Annotated in this window: 15 protein-coding genes; 5 read left to right on the plus strand and 10 right to left on the minus strand. The window is 70.4% G+C overall.

The window, feature by feature from the left end; genetic code table 11:
- Positions 1-159: 159 nt before the first annotated feature.
- The 5 genes from ACFYW5_RS31175 to ACFYW5_RS31195 form a co-directional block, all read right to left on the minus strand.
- Positions 160-840 carry a DUF3618 domain-containing protein gene (locus tag ACFYW5_RS31175; protein WP_389420455.1) on the minus strand — a complete coding sequence of 227 codons (681 nt, stop codon included), beginning with the start codon at positions 838-840 and terminating at the stop codon, positions 160-162.
- Complete coding sequence (locus tag ACFYW5_RS31180; RefSeq protein WP_389420456.1) at positions 816-1,214, minus strand: phage holin family protein; 399 nt, start codon at positions 1,212-1,214, stop codon at positions 816-818. The genes ACFYW5_RS31175 and ACFYW5_RS31180 overlap by 25 nt, the downstream gene beginning before the upstream one ends.
- Before the next feature lie 10 nt (positions 1,215-1,224).
- Positions 1,225-1,938, minus strand: coding sequence for a hypothetical protein (locus ACFYW5_RS31185; RefSeq protein WP_389420457.1), 714 nt, complete (start codon positions 1,936-1,938; stop codon positions 1,225-1,227).
- Positions 1,939-2,627: 689 nt separating this feature from the next.
- Positions 2,628-2,906 carry a GlsB/YeaQ/YmgE family stress response membrane protein gene (locus ACFYW5_RS31190; protein WP_310431078.1) on the minus strand — a complete coding sequence of 93 codons (279 nt, stop codon included), beginning with the start codon at positions 2,904-2,906 and terminating at the stop codon, positions 2,628-2,630.
- Between the two features lie 283 nt (positions 2,907-3,189).
- A complete protein-coding gene (locus tag ACFYW5_RS31195) occupies positions 3,190-4,692 on the minus strand; it encodes a hypothetical protein (RefSeq protein WP_389420458.1) in 1,503 nt (500 codons plus the stop codon).
- A 148-nt stretch (positions 4,693-4,840) separates the two neighbouring features.
- On the opposite strand from ACFYW5_RS31195, the gene ACFYW5_RS31200 reads away from it, so the two are divergent.
- Together ACFYW5_RS31200 and ACFYW5_RS31205 are read left to right on the plus strand one after the other, a co-directional pair.
- Positions 4,841-5,176: an ArsR/SmtB family transcription factor gene (locus ACFYW5_RS31200; RefSeq protein WP_389420459.1), complete on the plus strand. Its 336-nt coding sequence runs from the start codon at positions 4,841-4,843 to the stop codon at positions 5,174-5,176.
- Positions 5,176-5,886, plus strand: coding sequence for a cation transporter (locus tag ACFYW5_RS31205; protein ID WP_389420460.1), 711 nt, complete (start codon positions 5,176-5,178; stop codon positions 5,884-5,886). The genes ACFYW5_RS31200 and ACFYW5_RS31205 overlap by 1 nt, the downstream gene beginning before the upstream one ends.
- Positions 5,887-5,999: 113 nt before the next feature.
- Here ACFYW5_RS31205 and ACFYW5_RS31210 read toward each other — a convergent pair whose 3' ends face one another.
- From ACFYW5_RS31210 to ACFYW5_RS31230, 5 genes are all read right to left on the minus strand, one after another.
- Positions 6,000-6,965 carry a YihY/virulence factor BrkB family protein gene (locus ACFYW5_RS31210; protein ID WP_389420461.1) on the minus strand — a complete coding sequence of 322 codons (966 nt, stop codon included), beginning with the start codon at positions 6,963-6,965 and terminating at the stop codon, positions 6,000-6,002.
- 172 nt (positions 6,966-7,137) lie between these two features.
- Positions 7,138-7,614, minus strand: a complete 477-nt coding sequence (locus ACFYW5_RS31215) for a (2Fe-2S)-binding protein (RefSeq protein WP_389420462.1) — start codon at positions 7,612-7,614, stop codon at positions 7,138-7,140.
- A gap of 17 nt (positions 7,615-7,631) precedes the next feature.
- Positions 7,632-9,932 (minus strand): molybdopterin cofactor-binding domain-containing protein, encoded by a 2,301-nt coding sequence (locus tag ACFYW5_RS31220; protein WP_389420463.1) that lies wholly within the window; start codon positions 9,930-9,932, stop codon positions 7,632-7,634.
- A 245-nt stretch (positions 9,933-10,177) separates the two neighbouring features.
- Positions 10,178-11,401, minus strand: coding sequence for an oxygenase MpaB family protein (locus ACFYW5_RS31225; RefSeq protein ID WP_389420464.1), 1,224 nt, complete (start codon positions 11,399-11,401; stop codon positions 10,178-10,180).
- A gap of 175 nt (positions 11,402-11,576) precedes the next feature.
- A complete protein-coding gene (locus tag ACFYW5_RS31230; protein WP_389420465.1) occupies positions 11,577-12,806 on the minus strand; it encodes an oxygenase MpaB family protein in 1,230 nt (409 codons plus the stop codon).
- A gap of 277 nt (positions 12,807-13,083) precedes the next feature.
- On the opposite strand from ACFYW5_RS31230, the gene ACFYW5_RS31235 reads away from it, so the two are divergent.
- The 3 genes from ACFYW5_RS31235 to ACFYW5_RS31245 all read left to right on the plus strand — a co-directional run.
- Positions 13,084-14,862, plus strand: coding sequence for an AMP-dependent synthetase/ligase (locus ACFYW5_RS31235; RefSeq protein WP_389420466.1), 1,779 nt, complete (start codon positions 13,084-13,086; stop codon positions 14,860-14,862).
- A 115-nt stretch (positions 14,863-14,977) separates the two neighbouring features.
- Positions 14,978-16,024, plus strand: a complete 1,047-nt coding sequence (locus ACFYW5_RS31240; protein WP_389420467.1) for a porin PorA family protein — start codon at positions 14,978-14,980, stop codon at positions 16,022-16,024.
- A gap of 160 nt (positions 16,025-16,184) precedes the next feature.
- Positions 16,185-16,474 (plus strand): helix-turn-helix domain-containing protein (locus ACFYW5_RS31245; RefSeq protein ID WP_389420468.1); only part of this gene is annotated, 290 nt, incomplete at its 3' end.

The raw sequence follows: 16,474 nt of genomic DNA on the forward strand, positions 1-16,474 counted from the left end.
CGAACGCGTACGCAACCGCGTCCAGACCTGGGCGGCAGAGTGCTGGCGGCTGTGCCTGTTTGAGCGTGGGGGTGGGGCTGGTGGTGCTCGTGGTGCCAGATGGGGCACCGGTGCCGTTGCACCCCAGGAGGAACGCAGGGGTGCAACGGCACTGACGGTTCACATGGCGCCGGGGGGCTGCTGCCGGGCCTCGTCGGCTACCTGCTGGCCGGACTGCCGGGCCTGCTCTGTGACCTGCCCGGCCTGGCCGCTTGCCTCTTCCTTGGTGGCGCGAGCCGCTTCCGCAGCGCTGTCCTTGACCTCCTGGGCGGCCTGCCTGGCCGTCTCGGTGGCGTCCTCCTTCACGCGCTGCGCGGACTCCATCGCCGCCTGCTTCACGGGCTCGATCGCCTCACCGGCCTTCTCGGAGAGCTGGGAGGCTGCTTGCTCCTCGGCCTGCGAGGTGGGCAGCAGCGAGGCGGCCAGCAGCCCGGCGCCGAAGGCGATCAGTCCGGCCGCGAGCGGATTGCCCTGCGTCTGCCTCACCGCCTGCTCCGGCGCGCTGCTGACCGCCTCGCCGACCTGGCCGGCCGTCTGCCGCATCGTGTCCGCGGCCTGGCCGACGCCGTCCTGGACGGACGCCGCGGCCTGCTGCGTACGGCCCTTGGCGCTCTCCGTCCCCGTGAAAGCGGTACCCATGACGCGCTCGCGCACGCCCGAGACCGCGCCCCGGACTCGATCGGTGCGGCGGCGCACGATCCGCCCCGGGCTGGTGCGGTCGGCCAGCCGGTCGGCCTTCTTCGACAGGCGCTCGCGGGTCGCCTCGATCTCGGTTCTCACTTGGTCGGGTGACGTGCCCATTGCGCGTCCTCCTTCAGCGTCTCCACGGTCTGTTCCGGCTTCGGGGACACCTCCCGCATCCTGGAGCGGCTCATCACGAACAGAATCGCCGCGATAGCCGCCCACACCGCGGTGACGATCAGAGCCGCCCACCCGGTGTCCATCACATTGGCCAGCGCGAACATCGCCGCGAGCGAGGCGAACAGCGCGACCATGTAGCCGCCGAACCCCGCTCCGCCGTACATTCCGGCGGCTTTGCCCGCCTTGCCGGCCTCCTCGCGAATCTCGGCTTTGGCCAGTTCCACCTCCTGCCGGAGGAGTGTCTGGATGTCCGATGCCATCCCCGACAGCAGCTCTCCGACCGAGGAGTCCTGCTCGCGCGGCTCCGGTGCCATCGATGACATCTCACACCTCCGGGTAAGGCCGCGGCCCCGGCTGTCCGGCACTCTGGGGGTAAGGCCGCGGCTCCGGCTGTACGGCCCCCTGCGGGTAAGGTCCCGGTTCCGGCTGTACGGCACCCTGGGGGTAGAACTGCGGATCCGGCCGTACGGTCCCCTCGGGCACCCCTTCCGAACGATCACGCCAGTCCGGGGTCTGCTCCTGCTGCGACCCTTGTCCGGACTGCGCCTTGCTGCCGACCTTGGCCATCCTGCCGACCGCGAGTCCGGCCAGCGCCGCCGACGCCAAGAACGCCCCTGGTCGCCGTCGCGCGAACCCCTTCAGGTCTTCGGCCATGCCTTGGACACCGTGGTCGTCGAGGTAGTCCGCCGCCCGATGGCCGCCATCGGCGACCTGGGACACGAGGCTGCGGGCGGGGGAGTCGTCGGACGCGTTGCCTGCCAGCTCCGCCAGATCATCTGCCCACTGGCGCACCGTCCCGGCCGCACGCCGCGTCTGCCCCTCCACCTCCTCGGTCACCCGGCCTCGAACGTCGCCCACGGCGCTTCCGGCATGCCGACGCGCCTCCCCGGCTACCGTCTTGGCCTGGTCCAGCGCGGTGCCCGCCACCTCTCCGGCGGCTTTGCCCGCCTGGCCGGCGGTGGCCGATGCCTGTTCCTTCGCGGTCTGTCCGGCCGCCTGTACACGCCCGGCCCTGTTGTCGGCGGACTCAGTAGTCATGGCCTTGCCTTCCCCGGGCGTGGACAGTCTCCAGGCTTCGATGAAAGACCGTGCCGGAGGATCGTTGCCCCACTTGGTCGTCGTTTCTCGGCTCGAGGCGGGGCCCTACCACGCTCGTGTGCTTATGTACGATTGGCGCCTTTTGCGAGTATCCGGGCTGCGGCATGCGAAACGACATCAACGTGCCTGGCTGAGTGAGAGCTCAACTCATGAGCCGTGCGCGGCCATTCAGTACCGGACCCGTCAGGGTGCCGTGATGCCGCCGGGGAGACGGTGGCGACGGGAGTAAACCGCTTCGTGGCGCGATTGCCCGGCCGACCAGAGTTCGGCGATGCCGGTGGCCACAGCCCACGCTCCAACGAGGATCCCGAGCGGGCGCGGCGATGCTCGGCAAGCCGAAGGTGATCAGGAGAGTGAGGTCGTCGACGAGTGCGCAGAGTTCGAAAAACAACGCCGGTGCCGTCAGAGTCACCGCGGCAGCCCCGGGCCGGCTTCGCCGACCTGGCTGGCGGTACGCCTTCGAGGCGGGGCTCGTGATGATGCCGGCCATCGCCCAGAGGTACGGCCCCGGCGACGGCGACCGGCGGGTGTGTCACCGGTGGGCTCGTCCGCACACGCTGACGGCTCCCGTCCTGCGAGCAGGGAAGGGAGCCGTTCAGTGTGGTTGGAGGCGTTATGCCTTCAGCGGGTTACGCGTGGCGGTGCGAACGTCGGTTGCCGGTGACGAGGCGGTAGAGGGCGAGCAGGATGAAGGAGCCGACGATCGCGGCGATCCAGGTGGAGAGGTCGAAGAAGCCGTCGATGGAATCGACGCCGAAGATGACCTTGCCGAGCCAGCCGCCGAGCAGACCACCGGCGATGCCGATGAGCATGGTGATGATGATGCCGCCCGGGTCCTTGCCCGGCATCAGAGCCTTGGCGATGGCGCCGGCGAGCAGGCCGATCAGGATCCACGCGATGATGCCCATGGTGTCCCTCCGCTTCGTCGTATAAAGGATGTGTTAAGTCATCGTGTGCACCGATCGCGCCCGAACAAACGTCTTCTCCGCACCCGGCTCTGCCAGGAACTGATCCGAGACGAGCAGGCACGGGACAAGAGGACCGCGATCAGGGGGCGTGGAGCCGCGGCTCTGTCGGCCTCCTCCGGTTCACGTGTGAGGGTGGAAGCAAAGACCAATCGCGCGGGAGTCGACGGCCACCTTCTCGACGTACAGCCCTTGAGATGCGCGAGCAGGCGGGCGCCGGCTCCCCTCAGTGTTGGGCTGATGCTGGTGGGGCGGTGGTGTGGTGGAGGCTCTCGTCGAGGAGTGTGTGCATGCGCGGGACGGGGAGGGAGGGGTTGGCTGCGGCGCCTTGTGCGGTGCGGGGGTCGGTGAGGAGGGTTTCCAGGATCTGCGGTGTCAGGGTGGGGTTGGTGGCGGCTGCCTGGCGTACGGCAGGGTCGGGGTCTTGCAGCGGGGGGTGGGGCAGGGCGGGGTCGGCTGCGGCGAGGGCGCGTACCTGAGGGTCGGCGTGGTCGATGAGGTGAGCGAGGCCGGAGCGGGGGAGCGCGGGCAGGGTCAGCAGGTGGGGACGGTGGGCGGGGCGGGTGACGAAGACGTCCAGGAGGAGGTGCGACGGGGCCAGCGGGTGGTGGCAGGTCAGCCGGATCCGTACCTCCTCGTCATCGTCCAGCGCCAGTGCCGCGACGAGCTGGGCGGGCAGGCCGGGCCAGCTCGCCGCTACCCGGCGCAGCACCGGTTCCTCGGACGCCGCGCAGGTGGCGTACCAGTCGGACGGCGGCTCGGCGGCCGGCTTGGTGATCGGGCAGGTGCAGTCGGGACCGTGCCCCAGCACCCAGTCGACCGCGTCGAACTCGGCCCAGGTACGGATGAACGGCTGCAGGCGCGCCCGCAGCCGCACGTCCTCGTCCGGATCCTGCCTCAGCTGCGCCGCCGCCTCGGGCACCAGATCGGGGCGGGCGGCGACCAGCCTGCGGATCTCCGTATCGGGGTGGCGGGCGAGGCGGGCCATGGCGCCGGCCGGGGTAAGGCGGTTGCGGGCCAGTGGGTGCACTTCGTCGTTGGCGAAGCACTGCTCGATGACCGCGGGTGACAGGGCGCAGGTGCCCAGCACGAACCACCTGTTGCGTGCTGCCAGGGCTGGCAGCGCGGCCTCCACCGCCTTGGGGTCCAGCCAGCGGCTGCCCTTCCGGGCGGCTTCCTGTACGGCGGGGTCGGGGTCGTCGAGCAGGGCTGTGCGCTGCGCCGAGGTGAGCGACTGCCACTGGTGGGCGGCGTACAGGCGGAGTGCGGGGTGGTTGTGATGGGCCATGTCCCGCGGGAAGGACGCAGGGACCTGCCGGGAGGACCACAGCTCCCCGGCGATCTCCTGTGCGGTGACCCTGCCGTCCTCGCCTCCGTCCTTCGCGGTCAGGAAGGTGACGAGGATGTGGGTCGGCAGGGGCCGGACCCACCGGGGCTGGTGCCGGGTGCCTCCGGCGAGCTGGGCGCGGACGAGGCCTGACGGGTCCGATGCCAGGGGAGCGAGTCGTGCGGGGTCGATGTGCAGGTTGCAGGCGAGGGCGCGGCGGATCCGCCTGGCCGGGTGGCGCAGGGCCGTCTCGACGACAGCGTCGGGCAGGTCGCGGCCCTCGCACATCAGCAAGCCGGCCTCACCGGCCGCTTCGTCCAGGAGGCGTATCAGCACCTCTGCGGGTGCCGCCGGGTTGAAGGCGATGCCGCGCAGCCACAGTTCACGCAGGGAGTCGGACACCACGGCATCCTGCCACCCCGCCTCCTGCCTCCCCAGCGGGCCGCCTCACCGGCGCTGCCCAGCGGCAGGACCACCGGTCGCTGCCTGCCGATGCAGCCCTCCATAGTTCAGACTTTCCTGAATTCAGGATTATCTGTACTGTCATGGCGTGCTGACCATCGCTCCCGACATCGAGGTGCTTGCGCGCTTCGGCCGTGCTCTCGCCGATCCCATCCGGTGCCAGCTGCTGCTGGCCCTGCGCGATGCCCCCGCGTATCCGTCCGATCTCGCCGACAAGATCGGCGTCTCCCGGCCCCGGCTGTCGAACCACCTCGCCTGCCTGCGCGACTGCGGACTCGTCGTCGCCGTACCCGATGGCCGTCGCACCCGCTACGAGCTCGCCGATCCCCGGCTCGGACACGCCTTGAACGATCTGCGCACCGCGGTCGTCGCCGTCGACACCGACAAGACCTGCGTGGACGCCGAGACGAAGGACTGCTGCTGATGACCGCGATATCCCTCGGGCCGTCCCCGGCCCGGCGTGATGCGCTGACGAAGCGAATACGGCTGCTGGTCACGGCGACGATCACCTACAACGTGATCGAGGCGATCGTCGCCATCACGGCCGGCACCCTCGCCTCGTCCACGGCACTGGTCGGCTTCGGGCTCGACTCCGTTGTCGAGGTCTCCTCCGCCGCCGCGGTCGCCTGGCAGTTCTCCGCGACCGACCACGCCGTCCGTGCAGGCCGCGAGAAGCGCACCTTGCGGATCATCGCTGTCTCCTTCTTCGCCCTGGCCGCCTATGTCACCGTCGACGCCATCCGAGCCCTGACCGGCACAGGCGAAGCCGAGCACTCCACCCTGGGCATCGTGATTGCCGCTCTGTCCCTGGTGGTCATGCCGTTCCTGTCCGCCGCCCAGCGCAGGGCCGGACGCGAACTCGGCTCCGCGACCGCCGTCGCCGACTCCAAGCAGACCCTGCTCTGCACCTACCTTTCCGCCGTCCTCCTGGTCGGACTGGTCGTCAACAGCCTCCTGGGCTGGTCCTGGGCCGACCCGATCGCCGCCCTGGTCATTGCCGCCGTCGCCGTCAAGGAAGGCCGTGACGCCTGGCGCGGAGACTCCTGCTGCGGCCCTGTCCTCACCGCCGCCCCGGCGGCTGCCGCCGACATCGACGCCTGCGGCTGCAAGTCCGGCTGCACCTGCTGCACGTGACGCCCGGAAGGCAACACCGGCAGAGTCAAAGGAGATCCCGCCGTACGCATAGTCCAGGGTGCAGAGACACAGGCTGAGGCGCCTGTGCGCCGTGCTGTCCCGGAACCCGCCGCTCAGTCGCCAGGCCCCGGATCGGGGTGGGCCGGTGCCTTGATGCCGGCCCGGGCTGCTTCCAGCTGGGCGGCGAATGCGATGCCGTAGAACAGGGCCACGGCGGTGAGGTTGGCCCAGAGCAGGAGGGCGACGAACGCGGTCAGCGGCCCGTACAGTGCGCCGAAGGCACCGCTTCCTTCCACGTACAGGGCGAGCAGCCAGGTGGCCGCCACCCACAGCATCAGGTGCAGCGCGGAGCCGAAGGCCAGCCAGGTGTAGCCGGGCTGGACCCGGCGCGGTGCCCACCGGAAGATCACTGCCGAGGCGATCCATGCCAGGGCCAGCCCCACCGGCACCTGGAGGGCGCTTCGCCAGCCGGGCGAGCCGAGGGACCATCCGGAGGACGTCTCCACCGCGTCACCCACCGCCTCACCGGCCACCATGACGACGAATCCCACGATCATCGGCAGGCCCGCGGCGAGGGCCAGGGCGAGGGAGCGGGCGTACTTGTAGCGGAGCGGGCGGTCGCGCTCGATGCCGTAGATACGGTTGGCGCCCCGTTCGATCTGTCCCATCGCCGAGGTCAGGTTCAGCAGTGCAAAACCCAGGCCGAGCCAGAGCGCGAGGGTGCTCCACACATCGCCGTCGGCGCTGGTGCGGGTCGTGTCGAAGGCGTCCTCGACCATCTCGCCGCTGGCTCCGGGCACGATGTGAGCCAGGGTCAGTTCCACGGTGCGTCCCACGGACTCGGTGTGCACCGAGGTGGCCAGACCCACCAGCGCCACGGTGAACGGCACCAGGCCGAGGACCACCTGGAAGGCGAGTGCCCGCGCGTTGGTGAAGCCGTCGGCGTACCGGAACCGGGTGAAGGAGTCCACCATCAACCGCAGCCCGCCGTAGCGCCGCAACGCGGTGAACGCCTCGTCCCCGGACAGCTCCTCGCCCAGCATGTCCCTGGTCTGCGGAACGTGTACGGCGGTGCCCACGATGCCGGTCCTCCTCCTCGTCGCGGTCTGCCGTCCAGACTGCCCCCGCTTGGCCCGCGCACGCGTCGTCAGCCAGTGCGAGATCCGGGGCCCGCTGATGCAGGGCTCCACGGGACGGCCTTCGCGCATCAGGAGGGGTCGCCCGCACCGCTGACGTCCGGTGAAAGGTCGGTCACCTGTTCCGGGTCGCGGCCTTGATGGCCTCGCGGATACGGACGTAGGTACCGCAGCGGCAGATGTTCCGGATGCCGTCGAGGTCGGCCTCGGTTATCGTGCGGCCCTCTTCCGCCACCCGGCGGACCAGGGCGACCGCGGCCATGATCTGTCCGGGCTGGCAGTAGCCGCACTGGGCCACGTCCTGGTCGAGCCACGCCTGCTGCATGGGATGCAGGTCCGCCCCGACCGTGGCCGGGAGGCCCTCGATGGTGGTGATCTCGTCGTCCGGGCGGAGGTCGCCGACGGGTACGGCGCAGGGGTTGACGGCCCGGCCGTTGAGGTGGCTGGTGCACGCCTTGCAGACGTTGATGCCGCAGCCGTACTTCGGTCCCGTGACGCCCAGGATGTCGCGCAGGACCCACAGGAGACGTTCGTCGTCGGCCACGTCCACGGTGACCTGCTCGCCGTTGAGGCGGAAGGTGTGCTCGGGCAAGGGGGGCTCCTGGCGGTTCAGCGGACGTGGTCCAGGCCGTCGGTGGGCGACGCGGGCACGGGCGGGACGGTCGGTTTCGGCGTGAAGGACAGCGTGCCGTGATTGATGGGGAAGCGGGTCGGCATGGTGCCGGTGGCCCGTCCGTAGGCGCACGCGACGGCGGCCATCGACGCGGCCACGCCCAGCTCTCCCGCCCCGCCGGGCTCCCCGGTGGTGGGCGGCATGACGATGATCTCCAGCTCGGGCGGGGTGTTCCACTGCCGGGTGTAGAAGTAGTTGTCCCAGCTGGCTTCGAGGAAGTAACCGTCGCGCAGGTGAAGGCTGGACGTCAGGGTCAGGGCGATGCCGTCCATGAGGCAGCCCATCATCTGGGCTTCGAGTCCGCGCGGGTTGACGGCGAGACCGACGTCCACCGCGATGACGGCCTTGGTCACGCGGGGGCCGGTGACCCCGTCGCGGATGACCCGGTTCACCGTCTCGGGACGGCAGTCGATCTCCACCAGGACCGCGCTGACGGAGTGGTACTCGGAGTGGAAGGCGATCCCCTGCGCCGTACCGTCCGGCATCCGCCGCCCCCACTGGCCGGCTTCGGCGGCCTTCTCCAGCACCGCCTTCGCGCGGTCGTCCCGGAGGAAGTCGTGCCGGAACCGGTAGGGGTCCTTGCCCATTTTCCCGGCGAGGCGGTCCACGAGCAGTTCCCGCGCGCAGGTGACGTCGGGGGAGTAGACGTTGCGCATGCTCCCGGTGTTGAAGCTCTTGTCGGTCTCGCTCAGCAGCCTGCTGTGGGCGCCGAAGTTGTAGGGCATGGACTGGGAGAGCTGGAAGAACGTCTCGGAGAAGCCGATGTCGCCCACCGGCAGCCTGGCCGCCAGGGCGGTGAAGATCTCGCCCAGACCGTGGCTGAGATCGGTGGCCACGCTGGTGTGCCGCTGCCGGTAGCCGAGGACGGTGTCGCCGAGGTAGTCGATGCGTACGCGGGACGTGGCCATGGGGTGCGTGCGGCCCTGGCGCGAGTCATCGGCGCGGTGCCACATGAGCCGGACCGGTTTGCCGATCTTCTGGGAGATCTCGACGGCTTCCAGCGCGGCGTCGAAGAAGAGTTTGCGCCCGAAGGATCCGCCGCCCTCGGTGACATGCACGGTGACGGCGCTGAGCGGCAGCCTGAGCTTGGCGGCGATCGCTTCCTTCGCGACGATCGGTGCTTTGAGGCTCGACCAGACCTCGGCGCGGTCGGGACGCACGTCGGCGATGGCGCAGTTGGGCTCCAGCGCGCTGTTGCTGCGGAAGTGGAAGGTGAACGAGGCGTCCACACTCGGGGTGAGCGGCGGCAGACCGAGGGGAAGTTCGGCCCGCTTCAGCTCCTTGAGCACGGACTCGTCGGACTTGCCCTGCGCGCTGCCGGGCTGCCAGGAGACGCGCAGGGCGCGTACGGCGTCGATGCAGCGGCCGAAGGTCCGCGCGCGCACCGCCACCCCGGTGGAGATCACGGCGACATCGGTGACGCCCGGCATGGCGCGGACCTCGGCGGCGTTGGCCACCGACCCGACCTTGCCGTTGATGGTGGGCGGGCGGCACACCATGGTCGGCAGGGCGTCCGGGACGGCCAGGTCCAGGGTGAACGTCTTGCGACCGGTGACGGCGGCGAGGGCGTCGACGCGGTTGTGGGGACGGCCGATGACGGTGAAGCGGTCGTCCGGCGTGAGTTCTACGGCCACCTGCCGTGTGCGGAGGCTCGCCGCCTTCTCGGACAGTGCCCCGATGTCGATGCTGCGGCCCGACGGAGCGGTGACGGTTCCGTCCCGCATCGTCAGGGAGGTGACGTCCGCGTCCAGTTCACCGGCCGCCGCGAGCAGCAGCCGCTCCCGGGCGACGGCCGCCGCGACCCGGACCGGGGTGTAGGTGGAGACGGTCGTGTTGGATGCCCCTGTGAGCTGGTTGAACACCAGTTCCGGGCGTGCGTCGGCGAGCGTGACCCGTACCCGCTCGACGGGGACGTTCAGTTCCTCGGCGATGAGCATGGCCGTCGAGGTGGTGATGCCCTGGCCCACCTCGGTCCGCGGCAGTGCGAAGGACACGGTGCCGTCCGTGCCCACCTCGACCGTGATCAGGCCGGAGGTGGGCAGGGCCGCCGCGGTCATCACGTCGTTGAGGTCGATCAGTTCCGTGATCTCGGGGGAGGGGATGTCCGCTCGGGCCGCGGGCGCGGGGGCGAGTTCGGCCGCCGTCACCAGGGTGGGGCCGGCCACGAGGTAGCCGAGGAACCGGCGCCTGCCGACGGAGGGCGGTCCGGACCGGGGCACGGGGTCACTGGCGGCCATCGGGACCCCCTCTCCGGGCTGCCGGACCGGGCGGAAGGGGCGGCGGCACGTGGCTGGCGGTGGCCGCGAAGGACGCCGTCGGGGTCCCGTCACTGCGCGATCTCGTCATGGTTCCATCTCGCTGGTCGGCTGCGTGTGTTCACGTGCGCGGGGTTCCGGGGCGGCGGATCGGCCACCGCCCCGCAGCGGTACGGGGGTGCGGGCCCCGCCGGAGCGGGCGGGACCCGGTCGTGTCCCGGGGAGGTTCAGGACGGACGGTTGGTGTCGGGGATCTCTATGTCGATGGGCTCGCCCTCGGCAAGGAAGAGCAGGACGAACTTACGGATCGCCTCCTCCACTGTCCAGGCCGCCTCCGGAACCAGCGGCAAGGGGATCAGGCCCTCGCGGAAGGCCACCAGCAGGGGCCAGGCTGCGCTGATCAGCGGCTGCCAGAAGGGCTCCCTGTCCAGTCCGATGGCGTCGCCGACCTTGTCACCCACCGTGTACCGGGAGAACGCGTTGATCAGCGGGCGGGTGAGACCGGCGTCGAGTTCGGCGACGATGTCCAGCAGCACTTCGGTCAGTGCGTGGCCCTCGGGGGTGGAGGCCAGGATCGGGTCGACGACCTGCTGGTACTGGGAGTTGGCCTCGTTCCAGGACTTGGGGATGTACTCGTCGAGGACGCCGAGCATATGGGCGGTCACCTGCCACACGTGCAGGAAGCCGTCCGACTCGGCGGTGCTGACCGGGACCCGCCAGTCCTTCAGCTTGCGCATGCCGAACGTGGCCAGGCTGTGCCAGGTGACCATCACGTCGGCCTGGCTGATCGGGATGGTCTGGCCTCCGCTGGTCCGGGTCCAGCCGGGGGACTGGGGCAGCAGATGCCGCACGGCCGCGTGCACCAGGCGGGTCTTCACGCAGGTCACGATCATCGAGCCCTGCGGCTGGTAGGCGTCCAGGTCGCCGATGTCGTACCCGAGTTTCGCGGTCTTGGCGATGCGGTCCTTCATGTCCGCGCCGCCCTTGGAGTAGTAGACGGCGCGTGCCTCCCGCGGGATGGCGGTGCTCATCAGGCCGCTGCCCAGCCCGTACAGGGCGCCCGTGTAGATGCCCTTCTTCTTGGTGAACTCGACCGCGGCCGCGAGCTTCCCCGTATCCGCCCAGGACGGCAGCCGGCGTGCCTTCTCCATGAAGTCGCGTAGATCCGCCGGGAGTCCGGCCGGCAGTGGCTGATCGTTGCGGGTCCACTGCCGCAGCAGTTCGTTGACCCTGGGCACGTCACCGCGGTCGATGACGGCGGCGAGCACCGGGTCGGCCTCCTCGTCCCAAACCCACTCGGGGTCCAGTCCCGCCCCCTCGCCCGCCACCGATCCGCTCGGCGCCCAGGTCCACGGGGGACGCGCCTGGGCCGGCGTGGCCGCGCTCAGCGCGCCCAGCGCCCCGAGCGCCCCTCCCGTGATCAGCATTCTGCGCCTGCTGACTCCGTCCATGGGTGAACTCCTTGTCGACGATCGCTGCTGATGACCACCGGGACACGGCGAAGCGGCAGGTGTGTCGTCGGTGTGTGGTACTCCGTGAGGTGCGCCGGTCCGAGGGCTCCGGACGCGGGTGGAGCGGCGCGCGGCTCTCCACCCTCAGATGCTGCGCGCGTGACGAACCGGCGCTTCAGGCGGGCCGGTTGGCGTCGGGGATGACGATGCTCGTGCCCCGGCCCTTGGTGAGGTAGAACATGATGTACTTCCGGGCCGCCTCGTCGATCGTCCAGGCGAGGGGCGGCACCAGCGGAAACGGGATCAGCTTCTCGCGGAAGGCGACGAGCTTCGGCCAGGCGGTCGCGATCGCCTTCTCCCAGAACGGCTCGGGGGGAATGCCGTCCCAGTCCGCGACCTGGTCGCCGACCAGGTACCTGGCGAGCGCGTTGACGAGCGGACGGTCGACGCCGCCCGGACTGGTCTGCTCGGCGAGCTGGCCCAGCAGGATGTCGGTCAGCTCGATGCCCTCGGGCGTGGAGTCCAGGACCGGGTCAAGTACCTGCTGTGACTGGGAGTTGGCCGCGGCCCAGGTGGCCGGGATGTACTCGTCGCGGATGCCGAGCAGGTGCGCCGTCACCTGCCAGAGGTGGAGATAGGCCTCCGAGTCGGCGGGCGGGATCGGAACCTTCCATTCGAGCATCTTGCGCATCGCGTAGGTGGGCAGGCTGTGCCAGGTGACCAGCATGTCCTGCTGGCTGATCGGGACGGTCTGGCCGCCGCTGGTCCGGGACCAGCCCGGTGACTGCGGCAGCAGATGGCGTACGGCCGCGTGCACGAGCCGGGTCTTGACGGCCTCCACCATCACCTTGCCGTCGGGCCGGTACGCGTTGAGGTCGCCGACGGCGAAGCCCAGCAGGCTCGTCTTGGCTACCCGGTCCTCCATGTCGGCGCCGCCCTTGGAGTAGTAGACGGCGCGTGCCTCCCGGGGGATGGCGGTGCTCAGCATGCCACCGCCCACTCCGTTGAGCAGATTGAGGTAGATGCCCCGGGACTTGTTGAACTCGGCCGCCGTCTCCAGTTTCCCGCGGTCGGCCCAGGAGGGCAGCTGGCGCGCCCTCTCCATGAACTCCCGCAAGTCCGCAGGTAGTTGGGCGGGTACCGGCTGGTCGTTGCGGGACCACGTCCGCAGCGCCTCGTTGACCTTGGCCACCTCACCGCGGTCGATGACGGCGGCGACGAGCTGGTCGGCCTCCTCGTCCCACACCCACTCCGGGTCCAGCCCGGCACCCGCGCCGGCCACCGAACCACTCGGTGCCCACGTCCACAGGGACCTCGCACGGGCCGGCGAGGCCATGCTCAGCGCCCCGAACGCTCCCAAAGCTCCGCCCGTGAGCAGCATCTTGCGCCTGCTGAGTCCGTCCATCTCCGCGAACTCCTCCTTGAGTTCTGACTGCCGTGCGGACCTATGGCCTTACCGGCCTTCTTTGATACGGTGAAACACGCGACGCATCTCTGTATCTCCAGGGGAGCACAAGCGGAACGTGAACGCCAGGGGCATCACGGAATCGGGGAGGCGCTCCTGGAAATCCGTTGACGCTCCCGCAGACACAGGTGACGAGCCGTACGAGCACACCCGTGACAGGCAACGGAGGGAGCCGGACGTGACTTCGGACGAGCAACCGTACGATCAGGACCGAGGGTTGACCATCCCCGCACTACTGCGCCGCAACGCCCAGCGGTTCCCCGACGGCCCCGCACTCACCGCCGGCCTCGGTCCCGAAGCGGCGACACTGTCCTGGCCGCAGCTGCGCGCGGAGACCGCCGCCCTCACCCGTGGTCTCACCGCGCTCGGCCTGCGACGGGGCGACCGCATGCTGATCTCGATGTCGAGACGGCCGGAGCACTGGATCGCCGACCTGGCCGCGGTCCACATCGGAGCCCTCTCCTCGAGCACCTACGACACGACGGACACCGAGGAGCTGGGTGCCCTGGCCCGGCACAGCGGAGCCGCCGTACTCGTGCTGGAGGGCGAGGAACAGGTACGGCGCTGGCAGCCGGTCCTGGACGGCCTGCCGGGCCTGCGCGCTGTCGTCGTCCTCGACTGGAACGCGGCCCGGGTCGGCGACCCGCGTTTCGTCAGCTACCCCGCCGTGCGCGGCGCGGCGCCGCCCGACGACGCCGCGTTCGAGGCCCTCACGGACTCCGCCTCACCGGATGACCCGATGGCGCTGGTGTACACACCGGGCACCACCGGTGCCCCCCGGGGAGTGGTGCTCACCCACCGCAACGTCATCCACCAGGCGTTCATGCACCACCGGACCGCCGAGGACCCGGAGCGTCCGAGGTCGGTCGCCCACCTGCCCATGGCACAGGCCGCGGGACGGGTGCTCGGCCTCTACGCACCGGTCTGCCACGCCGGACACGTGACCCTCTGTCCCGGCCCCGAGCAACTCCTGCCCACGCTGATCACCGTGCGACCGCACACCTTCTTCGCCGTGCCGCGGGTCTGGGACCGGATCGCCGCCGCTGCGCGGGAGCGGCTCGGGACACTGCCCGAGGAGCAGGCCGCGGCGGTCACCCAGGCCAGGAGGACCACCCTGGAGGCCTTCCGTCTGCGCTCCGCGGGCAAGGAGCCGCCGACCGTCCTCACCGAGTCACTCGCACAGCTCGACGAGCACCTGCTGCGCCCTGTCCGGTCCGCAGTCGGTGCCGACGAGCTCCAACAGGCCCACACCGGGACGGCACCGCTGTCCACGGCGACCCTGGAGTTCCTGGCGAGCGTGGGACTGCCCGTCCATAAGGTGTGGGGACTGACCGAGACCGCCGGAGCGGCCACCGTCAGTACACGCGGGGAGTCCGGCACCGGCACGGTCGGACGTCCGGGGCCGGGCATCGAGGTCACGGAGGCCGAGGACGGCGAGCTTCTGGTCCGAGGACCGGTGGTCTGCGCCGGATACCTGCGGGCCGACGGCAGCGTCGAACCCGCCACGGACGCACAGGGCCGACTGGCCACCGGCGACATCGGCAGCGTCGATGCACGCGGCCTGGTCACGGTCACCGACCGCAAGAAGAACCTGTTCGTCACCGACAGCGGCAGGACCGTCGCCCCGGCCCGGATCGAAGCGCACTTGCGGGCCCACCCCCTGATCGGGCAGGCCGTGGCGATCGGGGACCGGCGCAGGTACGTCACCGCCCTGCTCGTCCTGGACGAGCAGACGGCCCCGCTCTGGGCCGACGAGAAGGGCCTCGACACCCATGACCTCGCCCGCCTGTCCCGCCACCCGGTGGTGCTCGCCGCCGTGGATGCCGCGGTCGCCGAGGCGAACACGGTCCTCCCGCCCGCGGAACAGGTACGTCGCTACCGCGTCCTCCCCGGGCCGTGGACGACGGAGACGGGTGAACTGACACCGGAGCTGACGCTGCGCAGGCGTGCCGTCGGTGAACTGCACGCCGCCACCATCGAGTCGATGTACCCGTGAATACCGGCCCACCAGGATCGCCGTACGGCGGGAGCGACCGACCGCAACGCACGCGGTAGCCCGCCGGCCTCTTCCCCTGCCTGTCTGCCTGTAATGACTGCTCCGAGGAGAAACCATGCGCAGGACCAGTTGGGTGCTGACCGGAACCGCGGTGGTCCTGGTGGCGGCCTCGGCCGTCACGCGGTTCACCGTCCATCCCGCGCTGCACCAGGTACCGGCCGACGCCAAGACGACGTTCCGGTACGAGGGCACCGCCACCCTGCTCGACGCCGCCGCCCTGGCGGCCGGCGACATGGACAAGGCCTTCCTGAGAGACGTGCCGGTCATTTTGGACCGGCGCATCGAAGTACGGGACGTCGACGGCCGGACGGCCGTCGTCTCCGACCACGTGGCGCTGCGCGGACGCGACGGCACGGAGATGAGCACCTCCCAGCACACCTGGGCGGTGGACCGGCGCGACCTCACCGAGCGTGCCGCTCCCGCGGGTTCGGGGGCCGAGAAGCACAAGGGCCTGGTCATCGCCTGGCCTCTGGAGCCCGACAAGCGCGACTACCGTTTCTGGGACACCGGCACCCGGACCGTGTCCCCCGCACGGTACGAGGGAACGGAGTCCGTCCACGGCCGCGAAGCCTATGTCTACGGCATCGAGTCCACCGGCCTCCTCGCCGACCCCGCAACCGCCGGCTCCCTGCCCCGCACCCTGCCCAGGGAAGCCGTGCTGGGCCTGAGCGCTGCACTGCCCGCAAAACAGCGGCCGGAGCAGCAGGAGTTGGCCGGTCTGCCGAAGGCGGTACCGCTGTCCTACACGTCCACCACCAAGCGGCGCGGCTGGGTCGACGCCGACACCGGTCTGTCCCTGGACGGCACGCTGCACCAGAGGGTCGTCGCCCAGACGCAAGGCGCCGACGGGCCGGTGGCACTCTTCCCCGTGACCGATGTCGACGTCCGGGGCGCCGACGCGTCGGTGCGACAGCAGGCCGACGACGCGACCACGACCGGGCGGCTGCTGTGGGTGCTGGGCATCGGCGGCCCGGTCGGCCTGCTCGCCGTAGCCCTGATGCTGGTGGTCCTGGCCCTGGTGATGGCCCGCCGCCGGGTCCGGCCGGGCACCCGGACCGAGGCGGCATGCATGGACAGAGCCCAAGCTGCTCAGAATCCGTGACCGGCGCTGACCTTGCTGCGTTCCACCAGGGGGCATATGTCAGCGTTACCTGCCGTTTCAGCGTCCGACGAACAAGACGGCATGGCACGTGATCAACAACCCGTGCTGCATGGCAATCTGCTTACCAGCAGGATGACTTGGAGCTGGAGGTACACCGCTCGTGGCGGCGAACAGCAACCCCACCGTGAGGCGACGCCGTCTGGGAGCGGAGCTGCGCCGGCTCCGGCTGGCCAGTGGGCTGAAGAGCACGGAAGTGGCCGAGCGGCTCATGGTCTCCCAGCCCAAGATCAGCCACATGGAGAACGGCAACCGCGCCATCAGCCCCCGCGACGTGCGCGACCTGTGCGCGATCTACGACGTCACCGACCAGCAGGTCATCGACTCACTGATGGAGATGGCCAAGGAATCCGGGCAGCAGGGCTGGTGGCATGCCTACGGCGACATTCCCCA

Origin of the sequence: Streptomyces sp. NPDC002779 (assembly GCF_042888685.1) — a bacterium.
In the GTDB taxonomy this organism is placed as follows: domain Bacteria; phylum Actinomycetota; class Actinomycetes; order Streptomycetales; family Streptomycetaceae; genus Streptomyces.